At 75.2% G+C, this 14924-nt stretch carries 17 protein-coding genes; all 17 read left to right on the top strand.

Annotated features, from left to right (window positions below):
- Positions 1–31: 31 nt before the first annotated feature.
- Positions 32–1645, top strand: coding sequence for a signal recognition particle protein (gene ffh / locus FMM08_RS13750; protein WP_147926922.1), 1614 nt, complete (start codon positions 32–34; stop codon positions 1643–1645).
- A gap of 24 nt (positions 1646–1669) precedes the next feature.
- Positions 1670–2764 carry an amidohydrolase family protein gene (locus FMM08_RS13745; protein WP_147926921.1) on the top strand — a complete coding sequence of 365 codons (1095 nt, stop codon included), beginning with the start codon at positions 1670–1672 and terminating at the stop codon, positions 2762–2764.
- Between the two features lie 46 nt (positions 2765–2810).
- A complete protein-coding gene (locus FMM08_RS13740; RefSeq protein WP_147926920.1) occupies positions 2811–3707 on the top strand; it encodes an ABC transporter substrate-binding protein in 897 nt (298 codons plus the stop codon).
- On the top strand, positions 3704–4597 hold the full coding sequence (locus tag FMM08_RS13735; protein ID WP_147926919.1) for an amino acid ABC transporter permease: 894 nt from the start codon (positions 3704–3706) through the stop codon (positions 4595–4597). The genes FMM08_RS13740 and FMM08_RS13735 overlap by 4 nt, the downstream gene beginning before the upstream one ends.
- Positions 4594–5367: an amino acid ABC transporter ATP-binding protein gene (locus FMM08_RS13730; protein ID WP_147926918.1), complete on the top strand. Its 774-nt coding sequence runs from the start codon at positions 4594–4596 to the stop codon at positions 5365–5367. The genes FMM08_RS13735 and FMM08_RS13730 overlap by 4 nt, the downstream gene beginning before the upstream one ends.
- A gap of 187 nt (positions 5368–5554) precedes the next feature.
- A complete protein-coding gene (gene rpsP / locus FMM08_RS13725) occupies positions 5555–6004 on the top strand; it encodes a 30S ribosomal protein S16 (protein ID WP_147926917.1) in 450 nt (149 codons plus the stop codon).
- 23 nt (positions 6005–6027) lie between these two features.
- Positions 6028–6282 (top strand): RNA-binding protein, encoded by a 255-nt coding sequence (locus FMM08_RS13720; protein ID WP_147926916.1) that lies wholly within the window; start codon positions 6028–6030, stop codon positions 6280–6282.
- A gap of 12 nt (positions 6283–6294) precedes the next feature.
- A complete protein-coding gene (gene rimM / locus FMM08_RS13715) occupies positions 6295–6825 on the top strand; it encodes a ribosome maturation factor RimM (RefSeq protein ID WP_147926915.1) in 531 nt (176 codons plus the stop codon).
- A gap of 7 nt (positions 6826–6832) precedes the next feature.
- Entirely contained in the window at positions 6833–7642 is an 810-nt protein-coding gene (gene trmD / locus FMM08_RS13710; protein WP_147926914.1) for a tRNA (guanosine(37)-N1)-methyltransferase TrmD, read from the top strand.
- 571 nt (positions 7643–8213) lie between these two features.
- Entirely contained in the window at positions 8214–8570 is a 357-nt protein-coding gene (gene rplS, locus FMM08_RS13705) for a 50S ribosomal protein L19 (RefSeq protein WP_147926913.1), read from the top strand.
- A 148-nt stretch (positions 8571–8718) separates the two neighbouring features.
- Positions 8719–9474, top strand: coding sequence for a signal peptidase I (lepB, locus tag FMM08_RS13700; protein ID WP_222710754.1), 756 nt, complete (start codon positions 8719–8721; stop codon positions 9472–9474).
- Positions 9467–10291, top strand: coding sequence for a ribonuclease HII (gene rnhB / locus FMM08_RS13695; protein ID WP_147926911.1), 825 nt, complete (start codon positions 9467–9469; stop codon positions 10289–10291). The genes lepB and rnhB overlap by 8 nt, the downstream gene beginning before the upstream one ends.
- A 9-nt stretch (positions 10292–10300) precedes the next feature.
- Positions 10301–10624, top strand: coding sequence for a DUF2469 domain-containing protein (locus tag FMM08_RS13690; RefSeq protein WP_139713415.1), 324 nt, complete (start codon positions 10301–10303; stop codon positions 10622–10624).
- A 139-nt stretch (positions 10625–10763) separates the two neighbouring features.
- Complete coding sequence (locus FMM08_RS13685; RefSeq protein ID WP_255472384.1) at positions 10764–11174, top strand: YraN family protein; 411 nt, start codon at positions 10764–10766, stop codon at positions 11172–11174.
- Positions 11171–12751, top strand: a complete 1581-nt coding sequence (locus FMM08_RS13680) for a YifB family Mg chelatase-like AAA ATPase (RefSeq protein WP_147926910.1) — start codon at positions 11171–11173, stop codon at positions 12749–12751. The genes FMM08_RS13685 and FMM08_RS13680 overlap by 4 nt, the downstream gene beginning before the upstream one ends.
- Positions 12724–14001 carry a DNA-processing protein DprA gene (dprA, locus tag FMM08_RS13675; protein WP_222710753.1) on the top strand — a complete coding sequence of 426 codons (1278 nt, stop codon included), beginning with the start codon at positions 12724–12726 and terminating at the stop codon, positions 13999–14001. The genes FMM08_RS13680 and dprA overlap by 28 nt, the downstream gene beginning before the upstream one ends.
- Positions 13985–14914, top strand: coding sequence for a tyrosine recombinase XerC (locus tag FMM08_RS13670; protein ID WP_147926909.1), 930 nt, complete (start codon positions 13985–13987; stop codon positions 14912–14914). Before dprA ends, FMM08_RS13670 begins: the two co-directional genes overlap by 17 nt.
- The last annotated feature ends 10 nt before the right edge of the window (positions 14915–14924 follow it).

Below are 14924 nucleotides of genomic sequence, written 5' to 3'. Positions count from 1 at the left end.
GGCCCGCCGGTCCGCCGGTAGCCTGGACGTCGTGTTCAGCTCCCTGTCCGACCGTCTCACCGCGACCTTCAAGGGCCTGCGGGGCAAGGGCCGGCTCACCGAGGCCGACGTCGACACGACGGTGCGCGAGATCCGCCGCGCGCTGCTCGAGGCCGACGTCGCCCTGCCCGTGGTGCGCGCGTTCACGGGGAGCATCCGCGAGCGCGCCCTGTCCGCGGAGGTCTCGCAGGCGCTGAACCCGGCGCAGCAGATCGTCAAGATCGTCAACGAGGAGCTCATCGGCGTCCTCGGGGGCCAGACGCGCCGCCTGCGCTTCGCCAAGAACCCGCCGACCGTGATCATGCTCGCGGGCCTGCAGGGCGCCGGCAAGACCACGCTGGCCGGCAAGCTCGGCAAGCACCTCAAGGACACCGGGCACACCCCGCTCCTCGTCGCCTGCGACCTCCAGCGCCCCAACGCCGTCACCCAGCTGCAGGTGGTCGGCCAGCGCGCCGGCGTGGAGGTCTTCGCCCCCGAGCCGGGCAACGGCGTCGGGAACCCCGTCGAGGTGGCGCGCCGAGGCGTCGAGCACGCCCGCGACAAGCAGTACGACGTCGTCGTCGTCGACACCGCCGGCCGCCTCGGGGTCGACGCGGAGATGATGCAGCAGGCCTCCGACATCCGGGAGGCCACGCAGCCCGACGAGGTGCTGTTCGTGGTCGACGCGATGATCGGCCAGGACGCGCTCGCGGTGGCGCAGGCGTTCCAGGAGGGCGTCGACCTCACCGGCGTCGTCCTCACCAAGCTCGACGGCGACGCGCGCGGTGGCGCCGCCCTGTCCGTGGCCACCACCACCGGCCGCCCGGTGCTGTTCGCCTCCACCGGCGAGGGCCTGGCCGACTTCGAGGTCTTCCACCCCGACCGGATGGCCTCGCGCATCCTCGACATGGGTGACGTGCTCACCCTCATCGAGCAGGCCGAGCGCGCCTTCGACGCCAAGGAGAGCGCGGCGCTCGCCAGCCGCTTCGAGGCCGGGGAGGACTTCACCCTCGAGGACTTCCTCACCCAGATGCAGGCCCTCAAGAAGATGGGCCCGCTCAACAAGGTGCTGGGGATGCTGCCCGGCATGGGCGCCATGAAGGACCAGCTCGACGAGCTCGCCAGCGACGGCGCGATGAAGCGCATCGAGGCGATCGTGCGGTCCATGACGCCGCTGGAGCGCCACAACTCCAAGGTGCTCAACGGCTCGCGGCGCGCCCGCATCGCCCGCGGCTCCGGCGTGGAGGTCAGCGAGGTCAACCAGCTCATCGACAGGTTCACCGAGGCGCAGAAGGTCATGCGCGCCATGCGGGCCAAGGGCGGCGGCGGCCTGGCCGGCGCGCTCGGCGGCATGGGCGGCGGGCCCGGCGGCGGGATGGCCGGCCTCGCGGGCGGCAAGAAGTCGCGCGGGCGCACGCAAGCGCTCCAGGGCAAGAAGTCGAAGGCTGGCAAGTCGGGGAACCCCGCCAAGCGCGCCGAGCAGGAGCGCGCCGCCTCCGAGAAGGCCCTCGCCAGCCGCGGGTCGGCGTTCGGGCCGGGCGCGGCCTTCGGCGCCGGCGGCGACGAGCCGCAGCTGCCGCCGGGCTTCGAGCTGCCGCCGGGCTTCGAGAAGCACCTGGGCCGCTGACGAGCCGCTGACAGGCTGCTGGTCGTGATCCACCTCCCCGGGCCCGTGCTCGCCCGCCTCGACGAGTCCGGGGAGGTGGAGGTCCGCGACGGCGCCTGGGTGCTCGACGGACGCATCACCTTCGACCGCCCGCACTCCACGGAGGGCGCCGACGTGCTGGACGGCTGGGTGCTGCCCGGCCTCGTCGACGCGCACTGCCACGTCGGCCTCGGACCGCAGGGCCCGGTCGACGCCGAGACCGCCCGCCGCCAGGCCGAGACCGACCGCGACGCCGGCGCGCTGCTGCTGCGCGACGCCGGCTCCCCGGCCGACACCCGCTGGATGGACGACGACGACGCCATGCCCCGCGTGCTGCGCGCCGGCAGGCACGTCGCGCGCTCGCGGCGCTACCTGCGCGGGGTGGGGGAGGAGGTGGAGCCGGAGGACCTCGTGGCCACGGTCTCGGCGCAGGCCCGGGCCGGTGATGGCTGGGTGAAGGTGGTCGGTGACTGGATCGACAGGTCCACGGGCGACCTCTCCCCGTGCTGGCCGGTGGAGGAGCTGACCCGAGCTGTCGAGGCGGCGCACGCCCTCGGCGCACGGGTGGCGGTCCACACCTTCTCCGAGCAGACCCTGCCCGACCTGCTGGCCGCCGGCGTCGACTGCTGGGAGCACGCCACCGGGCTCGACGGCGAGACCGCCGCCGCAGCGGCCGCAGCGGGCGTGGCCATCACCCCCACCCTCGTGAACACCGCTCGGTTCCTCGAGTTCGCCGCCGCAGGTGCACCGAAGTTCCCCACCTACGCCGCCCACATGCGGGCGCTGCACGCCCGGCGCCCCCAGGCCGTGCGCGACGCCGTCGACGCCGGCGTGCGACTGCTCGTCGGCACCGACGCCGGCACGGAGATGCCGCACGGGCTGGTCGCCGACGAGGTCGCCGCCCTGGTGGCCGCCGGGCTCACGCCGCTGCAGGCGCTGGGCGCGGCGAGCTGGGGCTCGCGGGCCTACCTCGGCGCGCCCGCCCTGGAGGAGGGCGCCCCGGCCGACCTCCTCGTGCTGCCGGCCGATCCCCGCGAGGACGTCGAGGTGCTGCGGGCGCCACGCGCGGTGGTGCTGCGGGGACGCGCCGTCGCGACCTGACCTGCGCGAGCACCGGGTCGTCTGCGACTCAACTACTCTTCGGCCCGTGCTGCGCCGACCCGCCCTCCTGCTCGCCGCCCTCGCCGGTGCGTCCGCCCTGCTCGTCGCGGGCTGCGCTCCGCAGGACGAGGCTGCGGGGACCGGTGCCACCAGCGCCGACGGCTCCGCCTCGGCGACGACGACGGCGAGCTGCTCCCCGGCCGACCTCAAGACGCTGACGCCGGGGGTGTTCACGGTCGCCACCGACACCCCCGCGTACGAGCCGTGGTTCTCGGACAACGACCCGAGCAACGGCAAGGGCTACGAGTCCGCCGTCGCGTACGCCGTCGCCGGCCAGCTGGGCTACTCCAAGGACAAGGTCACCTGGAAGGTCGGCAGCTTCAACGCCGCCATCGCTCCGGGCCCGAAGGACTTCGACGTCGACATCAACCAGTTCTCCATCACCGACGAGCGCAAGCAGGCCGTCGACTTCTCGACGCCCTACTACGACGTGGCACAGGCCGTGGTCACCGACGGCGCCTCCAAGGCAGCCTCCGTGACGGACCTCGCGGGTCTCAAGGACCTGCGCCTGGGCGCCCAGGTGGGCACCACCAGCTACACCGCCATCACCGACCAGATCGGGCCGTCGCAGCAGCCGAGCGTCTTCAACACCAACGACGACGCCGTCGCCGCGCTGAAGAACGGCCAGGTGGACGCCATCGTCGTCGACCTGCCCACCGCCTTCTACATGGCGGGCGCCCAGCTCGACGCCGGCAAGGTCGTCGGCCAGCTCGAGACGCCCAGCGGCGGCGCCACCGACACCTTCGGCATGGTGCTCGACAAGGGGTCGCCGCTCACCGCGTGCGTGAGCCGCGCCGTCACCACGCTCCGCGAGGACGGCACCCTCGCCAAGCTGCAGCAGGAGTGGCTCGACGAGGCGGCGCAGGCGCCCGTCCTGAAGTGAGCGCACCGGGCTCTGAGGTCTTCGGCGAGGCTCGGGGTGGGCTCCTGCCCGCCCTGAGCGAGGTCGAGCTGGGGCGCCGGTCCTACCGCCGCTCGCGGCAGCGACGGTCGACGTGGGTCGCCCTGCTGTCCACCCTCGTCTTCTCCGGCCTGCTCGTGGCGGGAGCGGTCAGCGCCCCGGGCTGGCCCCGCACCCAGGAGTCGTTCCTGGACCCTGACGTGGCGCGCCGGGCGCTCCCGCTGGTCCTCGACGGACTGTGGCTGAACCTGCGGGTGCTCGTCGTCGCGGCGCTGTGCGTCTTGGCACTGGGGCTCGGGGTGGCGGTGCTGCGCACCGTGCGAGGACCCGTCTGGGCGCCCGTCCGCTTCCTCATGGCGCTCTACACCGACGTCTTCCGCGGCATCCCGCTCATCGTGCTGCTCTACATCATCGGCTTCGGGCTGCCGGGCCTGCGGCTGCAGGGCGTTCCGACGGACCCCGTGGTCCTGGGGACGATCGCCATCGTCCTCATCTACGCCGCGTACGTCTCCGAGGTCTTCCGCGCAGGCATCGAGTCCGTCCACCCCAGCCAGCGCGCCGCCGCGCGCGCCCTGGGGCTCACCCACCGGCAGACCACCCGGCTCGTCGTCCTCCCGCAGGCCGTCCGCAACGTCACGCCACCCCTGCTCAACGACCTCGTCGCGCTGCAGAAGGACGTCGGGCTGATCTCCGTGCTGGGGGCCATCGACGCGGTGAGGCAGGCGCAGATCCTCTCGGCGACCACGGGGAACTTCACCCCGTACATCGTCGCCGCGCTCCTCTTCGTGGTGATGGCCGTGCCGACCGCGCGCCTCGCGGACTGGGCCACGGCGCGGGCCCGGCGCCGGCAGCAGGCGGGAGGGGTCCTGTGAGCGAGCAGCCCGGGGGAGCCGCGCAGCAGCCGGTGCTCCGGGTGCGGAACCTGGTCAAGACCTACGGTGCCACGCCGGTGCTGCGCGGCATCGACCTCGACGTCGACGAGCACCAGGTGGTCACGCTCATCGGGGCGTCCGGCTCGGGCAAGTCGACCCTGCTGCGCTGCGTGGACCTGCTCGAGCAGGTCGACGACGGCCAGGTGTGGCTGGACGGGCAGGACGTGACCGACCCCCGGGTCGACGCCGACGCCGTGCGCCGCCGCATCGGGGTGGTGTTCCAGGCCTACAACCTCTTCCCGCACCTGTCGGTGCTGGACAACGTCACCCTCGCCCCGCGCCGCGTGCACGGCGTGCCGCGCGAGCAGGCCGAGGCCACCGCCATGGAGCTGCTCGAGCGGATCGGCCTCGCAGCGCGCGCCCGCGCCTACCCCGACCAGCTCTCCGGCGGCCAGGCGCAGCGCACGGCGATCGTGCGCGCCCTCGCGGTGCAGCCGCGGCTGCTCCTGCTCGACGAGGTGACCTCCGCGCTCGACCCCGAGCTCGTGGGGGAGGTGCTCGCGCTGGTCCGCGAGGTCGCCGCCGGGGGCATGACCATCCTCATGGCCACGCACGAGATGGGTTTCGCGAAGTCCGCCGCCGACGTCGTGTGCTTCCTCGAGGGCGGCGTGCTCCTGGAGCAGGGCCCGCCCGAGCAGGTGCTCGTCGACCCGCAGCACGAGCGCACCCGGACCTTCCTGCGCCGGGTCGTGGAGGCGGGCCGCCTCTGAGCCGCTGCGCCGGGGCTCCAGCAGCCGGTGACTGAGGCGGTCAGAACTACCGGTACGATCGAGGGCTGTACTCGGCGGTGTGCGGCCCCTCTCTCCGCGATCCGCTGGTCCTCGGGCCCGACGCAGCGCGACACCCCACGCGCGGCCGCCGGCCCACACCCGCGAACCGAAGCAGGAGCATTACCCCGTGGCTGTCAAGATCCGCCTCAAGCGCCTGGGCAAGATCCGCGCCCCGTACTACCGCATCGTCGTCGCCGACTCGCGCACCAAGCGCGACGGTCGTGCGATCGAGGAGATCGGCAAGTACCACCCGACCGAGGAGCCCTCGCTCATCGAGGTCGACCGCGAGCGCGCGCAGTACTGGCTCGGCGTCGGCGCCCAGCCGACCCCCCAGGTCGAGGCCATCCTCAAGATCACCGGTGACTGGCAGACCTTCAAGGGCCTCCCCGGCACCGAGGGCACCCTGAAGACCAAGGCTCCGAAGGCTCCCGCCGCCGGCTCCGAGGACTTCTCCGCCGACAAGCGCGAGAAGCCGAAGAAGGCCGACAAGGTCGAGCCGGCCGAGGTCGCCAACGCCGAGCAGCCGAACGGCACCGACGAGCCGGCTGAGGCCGGTTCCTCGGGCACCTCGGCCTGAGCACCGGGCAGGAGCAGGCCGTCGTGCTCGCTGACGCGCTCGACCACCTGGTCCGCGGCATCGTCGACAACCCCGACGACGTCCGGGTCACCACCCGTCGCCTGCGCTCGGGCGAGGTCCTCGAGGTGCGCGTGCACCCCGAGGACCTCGGCCGGGTGATCGGGCGCTCGGGTCGCACGGCCAAGGCGCTGCGCACCGTGGTCGGCGCCCTGGCGGGCGACGAGGACGTGCGCGTCGACGTCGTCGACGTCGACCGCCCCCGCCGTCGTCCTTCCTGACGGGAACTGCACATGGAGGTCGTCGTCGCCCGCGTCGGGCGCCCCCACGGGGTGCGCGGCCAGGTGAGCGTCGAGGTCCGCACCGACTCCCCCGACGAGCGCTTCGTCGGGGGAGCGGTGTTCTCCACCGACCCCGCCGCGGTCGGGCCGCTCGTGCTCGAGCAGGCCCGTGACCACAACGGGGTGACCCTTCTGTCCTTCCGCGGTGTCACCGATCGTGCCGCCGCGGAGACCCTGCGCGGGGTGCTCCTCCTGGCCGACGTCCCCGCCGCCAGCGACGAGGAGCCGGACGCCTGGTCCGTGCCCGCACTGGTGGGCCTGCGCGCCGAGCGCACCGACGGTCGCACCGCTGGCGAGGTCGTCGGCGTCGAGCACGGTCCGGCGCAGGACCTCCTCGTGGTGCGGCAGCCGTCGGGCTCGCTGGCGCGGATCCCGTTCGTGGCCGCGCTCGTGCCCGTCGTCGACGTCGACGGCGGCCGCGTGGTCCTCGACCCACCTGGCGGCCTCCTCGAGGGTGACGGCGCCCCGGAGGACGCGCGGTGATCGAGCCGTGAGGATCGACGTCGTCTCGATCTTCCCCGAGTACCTGTCGCCCCTGGAGCTCTCGCTCATCGGCAAGGCCCGCCAGACGGGTCTTCTCGACCTGCACGTACACGACCTGCGCTCCTGGGCCACCGACCGCCACCGCACCGTGGACGACGCCCCGCTCGGCGGGGGTGCCGGCATGGTGATGCGCCCCGAGCCGTGGGCCGCGGCGCTGGCCGCGGTGCGCGAGGCGGGCCGCGGGTCGCTGGAGGAGCCCGAGGCGGTGCCGCACCTGCTGGTGCCGAGCCCTGCCGGGGTGCCGTTCACCCAGGCCATGGCCCACGACCTGGCGGGCGAGGCGTGGCTGGCGTTCGCGTGCGGCCGCTACGAGGGCATCGACGAGAGGGTGCTCGAGGCCGCCGCGGAGCAGGGACCCGTGACCCCGGTGAGCCTCGGCGACTACGTGCTCAACGGTGGCGAGGTCGCCGTCCTCGCCGTCGTCGAGGCCGTCGCGAGGCTCCTGCCCGGGGTGCTCGGCAACCCCGAGAGCGTGGTCGAGGAGTCTCACGCCCCGGCCACCGGCGGTCTGCTCGAGGCGCCGGTGTACACCCGACCCGCCACCTGGGAGGGCCGCTCGGCTCCCGAGGTGCTGCTCTCGGGCCACCACGCCAAGGTCGCGGCCTGGCGCCGCGAGCAGTCGCTGCGACGCACCGCCGACCGCCGTCCCGACCTCCTCGAGCAGCTCGACCCCGCACAGGTGACCCGTGCTGACCGCGCCGTCCTGGCCGACCTGGGCTGGGAGAGCGGCGACAGCGGGGTGCGCCGCCCCGGCTGACCGCCGGAGGGGTGCGCGCGGTGCGAGCCAGGCGAGGGTCGCGGACAGGCCCAGCACGAGGAGCAGGGCGCCCACGCAGATGAGCAGCTGCGCCGACGTGCCGCTGGGCGCGGTGAGCGCCTCGACGGAGTGGGCGCGCCCGTCCACGACGGGGTGCAGGAGCCCGCCGGCGAGGCTCGTGGCGAAGGAGCCGACGAGGGCGGCTCCGGACAGGGCGAGCAGGGTCGAGCGGTGGAGGTCCACGGGAGCCTCCCGGGTCGGTGCGGGGACGTGGTCGGTGCGGGTGCTCCGGCGGGTCACACCGTGGTGGTCCGCGCCTGCAGCTCACGCCTCGCGTGGTTGCGAGCGGTCCTGCACGGTCTTGGGGCGAGGTGGCTGGTCGAGGGGTCCGCCGAGCTGTGGCAGACTTGGACGCCGTGCCGTGACCGGTGCCCGCCCCTGCCACAGGGGGCGCGCGGTCGCCGGAGGGGAACCCGGCACGACGACAGGACCAGACCACCGGCCCGACCGCTGACCGCGGCAGGCCAGACGTCGCGCGTGACCTGTGGCACCGCGGGAACGGACACCAACCGTGCACACCTTCGACGCTCTCGACGCCGCCTCGCTGCGCAGCGACCTCCCGGCCTTCGGCCCCGGCGACACCATCAAGGTCAACGTCAAGGTCGTCGAGGGCAGCCGCTCCCGCATCCAGGTCTTCCAGGGCGCGGTCATCCGCCGCTCCGGCGGCGGCGTCCGCGAGACCTTCACCGCCCGCAAGGTCAGCTTCGGCGTGGGCGTGGAGCGCACCTTCCCGCTGCACTCCCCGGCGATCGACTCCATCGAGGTCGTGACCCGCGGTGACGTGCGCCGCGCGAAGCTGTACTACCTGCGCGACCTGCGCGGCAAGGCCGCCAAGATCAAGGAGAAGCGCGACAGCCGTCCGGCCTGAGCCCCACGCGGCCAGATCACGGCTCAGCACCGGAGGCCCGGTCCGTCCACGGACCGGGCCTCCGGCGCGTCCGGACCTCCCAGCACGCCGACGTAGCCTTCCGAGGTCGACGGGCGCACGCCCCGACCCCCATCCCCGCGGAGGACGAGTGGTTGACCAGCAGGCGCGGCACGAGTCCCCGCCCCCGGACGGACCCGACCGCCGCGCGCGCCGCCGCGGGCCCCTGGCCGGCGTCTTCGCGGCCGTGCGCGAGGCCGCCGTCGTGGTGGTGGCCGCCCTCGTGCTGTCGCTGCTCGTCAAGACCTTCCTCGTCCAGGCGTTCTACATCCCCTCGGAGTCGATGGAGGACACGCTCCTGCGCGGCGACCGGGTGCTCGTCAGCCAGCTGACGCCGGGCCCGTTCGCCCTGCAGCGCGGTGACGTCGTCGTCTTCGAGGACCCGGGCGCCTGGCTGCAGCCCCAGCCCGAGCCCGACCGCGGGCCCGTCGGGAACGCCGTCGTCGACGTGCTCACCTTCGTGGGAGTGCTTCCGTCCAACTCCGGCCAGCACCTCATCAAGCGCGTCATCGGCCTGCCCGGAGACCACGTCGTGTGCTGCGACGCCGAGGGTCTCACCACCATCAACGGCGTCGCGATCCACGAGGACTTCCTCAAGCCCGGGTCCATCTCCAGCGAGAAGCCCTTCGACGTCACCGTCCCGCCGGACAGCCTGTGGGTGGAGGGCGACAACCGCCAGAACTCCGGCGACTCCCGCTACCACCCGGGCTCTCCCGGCGGTGGTGCTGTTCCCGTCGACGACGTCGTGGGACGAGCCGTGGTCATCGTCTGGCCGCTCGACAGGCTGACCTGGCTGGGCCGGCACGCCGAGGCGTTCGAGGGCGTCCCGGCCGCCTCCGGTGGCTGAGCGGGCGACCGCGCGGGCGGTCCAGCGGCGTCCCCGCTCCGCCGCCCCCACCCTGCGCCGCGAGCGCGAGCTGCTGCGCTCCGGCCACGCCCTCGTGGCCGGCGTGGACGAGGTCGGGCGCGGTGCGCTGGCCGGGCCGGTGACCGTCGGCGTCGTCGTCGTCGAGCTGTCTACCCGCAGCGCCCCCGTCGGCCTGCGCGACTCCAAGCTCCTCAGCCCCGCCGCCCGCGAGGCGCTCGTGCCGGCCCTGCGGCGCTGGGCGCCGAGCTGCGCCGTCGGGCACGCCTCGGCCGCCGAGGTGGACGCGCTGGGCATCCTGCGGGCGCTGCGGCTCGCCGGCACCCGCGCCCTCCACCAGCTGCCGGGCCTGCCCGCCGCGGCGCTGCTCGACGGCGACTACGACTGGCTCAACCGGCCCCACCCGCCGCCGCAGGCCAGCTGCGCTCCGCTGGCCGCCCCGGTGGACGTGGTGACCCAGGTCAAGGGCGACCTGCGCTGCGCCGCCGTGGCCGCAGCCTCCGTGCTGGCGAAGGTCGAGCGCGACGCCCTCATGACCGCTCTCGACGCCGAGCACCCCGGCTACGGCTGGGCTGGCAACAAGGGCTACAGCGCCCCCGACCACCTCACGGCGCTGCGCGAGCTCGGCCCCTGCGACCAGCACCGGCGCAGCTGGCGCCTGCCCGGCGTCACCACCGCCGGCCGGGCGGCGCTGGCGGAGCAGCTCGACCTGCTCGGCGCCCTCGAGCCCCCGACCGAGGCCCCGGCCCGTGACCAGCTCCGGGGTTCCGACGAGGCGCTCAGCGCGCGGGGTGCATGATGAGCGGCGATGAGCGCTGAGGACCTCGAGGACTACGAGACCGAGATGGAGCTCGCGCTCTACCGCGAGTACCGCGACGTCGTCGGCCTGTTCTCCTACGTGGTGGAGACCGAGCGCCGGTTCTACCTGGCCAACTCCGTCGACCTGCGACCCCGCACCACCGACGGCGAGGTGTGGTTCGAGCTGGTGCTCTCCGACGCCTGGGTGTGGGACGTCTACCGCTCGGCTCGGTTCGTCAAGACGGTCCGCGTGGTGACGTTCAAGGACGTCAACGTCGAGGAGCTGTCCAAGAGCGACCTCGAGGTGCCCAAGCCCGAGGGCTTCACCGGCTGACACCACCCCCGCGGGTGGCGTGAGCACGTGCTCCGCCCACAGGGGACGTGCCTCGCGGGTCTGTCCACAGGCCGGTCCTCCGGGTGAGCCGGAGCGCGGCGAGAGCGGGCAGCGTGACCACCCGGAGGTGGTCGCAGTGGTGGACGGTCGCGGGACCGCGCAGGTGCCCGGCGCAGTGGGGGCGCTCACGCGCCGGGAGGTCGGTGCGCACGGCGAGCGGGTGGCTGAGGCGCACCTGGTCGCCGCGGGGGCGGAGGTGCTCGACAGGAACTGGCGCTGCCGCTGGGGCGAGCTCGACCTCGTGGTCCGCGACGGCGACGCCCTCGTGGGTGTGGAGGTGCGCACCCGCCGCACCACCGCCGCGGGCACCCCGCTGGAGTCAGTGACACCGCTCAAGGTGGCGCGCCTGCGCCGGCTGCTCGGGCTGTGGTGCGCCGACCACCCCGCCCGCGCCCGCGCCGGGAGGCTGCGCCTCGACGTGGTCGGCGTGCTCCTGGACGCCGGGGGCCGGGCCAGCGTGCAGCACGTGCGCGGCGTGGAGGGCGCGTGAGCGTCGGCCGGTCCCTGTCCGTGACCCTCGTCGGCCTCGCCGGTCACCTCGTGGAGGTCGAGGCCGACGTCACCCACGGCCTCCCCGCGTTCGTGGTCACCGGGCTGCCCGACACGGCCCTCAACGAGTCGCGCGACCGCGTGCGCGCGGCGCTGCGCAACGCCGGGCTCTCGGTGGCCGACCGCCGGGTGGTGGTCAACCTCTCCCCGGCGTCACTGCCCAAGCAGGGCGCCTCCTTCGACGTCGCCGTGGCCGCAGCCGTCCTCGCCTCGCAGCAGGGGCTGCTGCCCGCGTCGGCGGCCAGCGCGCTCCACCTCGGCGAGCTCGGCCTGGACGGCTGGGTCCGCCCGGTCCGCGGCGTGCTGCCCGCCGTGCTCGCCGCCCGGGCCGAGGGCGTGCGTCGCGCCATCGTCCCCGCGGCCAACGCCGCGGAGGCCGCGCTGGTGCCCGGTGTGGAGGTGGTGCCCGTCGAGCACCTGGGGGACGTGGTCCGCGCCCACGGCGGCAGCGCCGTGGCAGCACCGGCGCGCTCCTCCCGGCGCGACGGGACGGGTGCCCCCGGGGTCCCCGGTGGCGCTGGCGGCGCCGCCGGTGGGAAGGGCTCCGCGGGTGACCTCGGCGACGTCGTCGGCCAGGCCGACGCGCTCGACGCCCTGCGCGTGGCCGCCGCCGGCGGCCACCACCTGCTCATGACCGGGCCGCCCGGTGCCGGCAAGTCGATGCTGGCCGCCCGGCTGCCCGGCGTGCTGCCGCCCCTGACCGAGGCTGATGCCGTCGAGGTCACCGCCGTGCACTCCCTCTCCGGCACCTTCGACCCCTCCCGCGGGCTGCTCGACAGGCCACCGTTCGAGGCGCCGCACCACACCGCCTCCGCCGCGGCCGTGCTCGGCGGCGGCTCCACCGGGCCCGCGCCGGGCGCGGTCTCTCGCGCCCACCGGGGCGTGCTCCTCCTGGACGAGACCCCCGAGTTCGACCGCCGCGTGCTCGAGGGGCTGCGCCAGCCCCTGGAGGACGGCGAGGTGGTCATCGCGCGCTCGCGGGGGACCGCCAGGTTCCCGGCGCGCTTCCAGCTGGTGTGCACGGCCAACCCGTGCCCGTGCGGGCGCGCCACCGACAGGGGACTCGCCTGCCGCTGCAGCCCCCAGGAGCAGCGCCGCTACCGCAACCGGCTCTCGGGCCCGCTGCTGGACCGCGTCGACCTGCAGGTGGCGGTGGCGCCGGTCTCCCGCACCGAGCTCGACGCCGCCGAGCGCGGGACCTCGCGCCAGCCGTCATCGGCGCGCGTGGCCGCTGAGGTGGCGACGGCGCGCTCAGCTGCCGCCGAGCGCCTGCGCGGAACGCCGTGGCGGTGCAACGGCGAGGTCCCCGGCCGGCACCTGCGCGGACCCCTGCGCCTGCCGCCCGCCGTGGTGCGCCCAGCGATGGCGCGCCTCGACGAGGGCGAGCTGACCCTGCGCGGCCTCGACCGCGTGCTCCGCGTCGCGTGGACCCTCTCGGACCTCGCCGGCCGCTCCGCGCCGGCCCAGGACGACGTCGAGCGGGCGCTGTCGTGGCGGCTGCCCTGGGCCGTCGCGTGACCGGGCCCGTCGACGCGTCTGGTGGCTGGCAGGACGCGCTGCCCGAGCTCGGCCGTCGCCTGCCGCGCTGGGCCGGCGACGACCGCCTCGCGATGCTCGCCTGGTCCCGGCTGGCGGAGCCGGAGGACCTCGTGGCGAAGGGCTTCGTGGCCGCACGAGGGGGGTGCGCCGCCCTCGAGCGGCTGGCGTCGCCGGCACCGGTGAGCGCCTCGGAGTGCCTGCCGGGGGAGTCGCTGGCCGCTCTGCGCGCCGGCCTGGCGCGCTGGGCCGGCCGCTGGCAGGAGACCGACCCCGAGCGCGACCTCGCCAGGGTCCAGGCGCTCGGCGGCCGGGTGGTGCTCGACGGAGACACCGAGTGGCCCGGACGTCTGGGCCTGCTCAACGGAGGTGAGCCGTTCGCGCTGTGGGTGCGGGGCCCGGTGGACCTCGCAGCGGCCTGCGAGCGCAGCGCCGCCGTGGTCGGCGCCCGCGCGGCCACCGCCTACGGGGAGCGGATCGCCGCGAGCATCGCGGTGGGTCTCGGGGACGCCGGGGCGACCACCGTCTCGGGCGCCGCACTCGGCGTCGACGGGGCCGCCCACCGCGGTGCGCTCGCTGCCGGCGCCCCGACGGTCGCGGTGCTCGCCTGCGGCGTGGACCGCGCCTACCCGGCCTCCCACCAGAGGTTGTTGCGCGCTGTCGCGGAGGAGGGCCTGGTGGTCAGCGAGGTGCCGCCCGGGTCCAGCCCCATGCGGCGGCGCTTCCTCCAGCGCAACCGCCTCATCGCAGCGTTCTCCGGCGCCACCGTGGTGGTGGAGGCGGGGTGGAGGTCGGGCTCGCTGTCCACGGCCGGCCTGGCGCTGGACCTCGGCCTGCCGGTGGGAGCGGTGCCCGGACCTGTGACCTCTCCGTCCTCGGAGGGGTGCCACCGGCTCCTGCGCTCCGGGGCCGTCTGCGTCACCGGCGCCGCAGAGGTCCTCCAGCTCGTCGACGCCCTGGCGCCCGATCCGGTGCGCGAGGCACCGGCCCGGCCCCACGACGGACTGGACCCGGTGCAGGTGGCCGTCCTCGACGCCCTGCCGCTGGCGTCGGCCAGGCCGGTGGAGCGCATCGCCGTGACGGCCGGGCTCGCCGCGGTGGACGTGCCGCCCGTGCTGCGGGAGCTGTCCCGGCGCGGCCTGGCGGCGCGGGTGTCCGACGGGTGGCGGCGCGCCCCGCTTGGCCCTCGCGAGGGCGCTCACCGAGAGTGGGCGGGTGGACCACGAGCGTGAGGACCGGGCGGGCGCACCGGAGGAGTGGCCGGTGCTGTTCTGCCGGCACCTCGAGCTGGAGCGCGGCGCCTCGGCCGCCACCACCCGCGCCTACGCCGCTGACCTCGCCTCGCTGCAGGCCCACCTGGAGACCACCGGGGCGGACCTCGCCTCCCTCCAGCTGGCCGACCTGCGCTCCTGGCTCGGCTCCCTGGCCGCCTCCGGCGCCGCCAGGTCCTCGCTGGCGCGGCGCACCTCGGCGGTGCGCAGCTTCACCGCGTGGGCCGTGCGCACCGGTCGGCTGCCGGTCGACCCAGCCCTCAGGCTCCGGTCGCCCTCGCCGAACAAGACCCTGCCCACCGTGCTGCGCGCCGACCAGGCGGGCCGCCTCATGGACCTCGCGGCCACGCGCGCCGACGACGACGAGCCGACGCACCTGCGCGACCGTGCCGCCGCCGAGCTCCTCTACGCCAGCGGCATCCGCGTCAGCGAGCTCGTCGGCCTCGACGTCGACGACGTCGACAGGTCCCGCCGGACGCTCAGGGTGCTGGGCAAGGGCTCCAAGGAGCGGGTGGTCCCCTACGGCCAGCCCGCCGACCGCGCGGTGGGGGAGTACCTCGAACGGGGGCGTCCGCGACTCGCCACGCCCGGGTCTCCGCCGGCTCTGCTGCTCGGCGCCCGGGGCGGCCGCTGGGACCAGCGCCAGGTGCGGGCCGTGGTCCACGCGCTGCTCAGAGGCCTGGACGAGGGCGTCGACGCCGCTCCGCACGCCCTTCGCCACACCGCGGCCACACACCTGCTCGACGGCGGCGCGGACCTGAGGTCCGTCCAGGAGATGCTCGGCCACGCTAGCCTGGCGACAACGCAGGTCTACACCCACGTCTCCGTCGAGCGCCTGCGACGCAGCTACGAACAGGCCCACCCGCGGGCGTGAGCGCCCGCAG

This window comes from Quadrisphaera setariae, from assembly GCF_008041935.1.
Lineage (GTDB): Bacteria > Actinomycetota > Actinomycetes > Actinomycetales > Quadrisphaeraceae > Quadrisphaera > Quadrisphaera setariae.
This window is presented reverse-complemented; position numbering and strand designations above follow the sequence as displayed.

What these genes read in the sequence shown, in the direction of transcription:
- rimM (WP_147926915.1), top strand. Translation starts at nt 6,295, where the DNA reads ATGGAGGTCGTCGTCGCCCGCGTCGGGCGCCCCCACGGGGTGCGCGGC.
- FMM08_RS13690 (WP_139713415.1), top strand. Translation starts at nt 10,301, where the DNA reads ATGAGCGCTGAGGACCTCGAGGACTACGAGACCGAGATGGAGCTCGCG.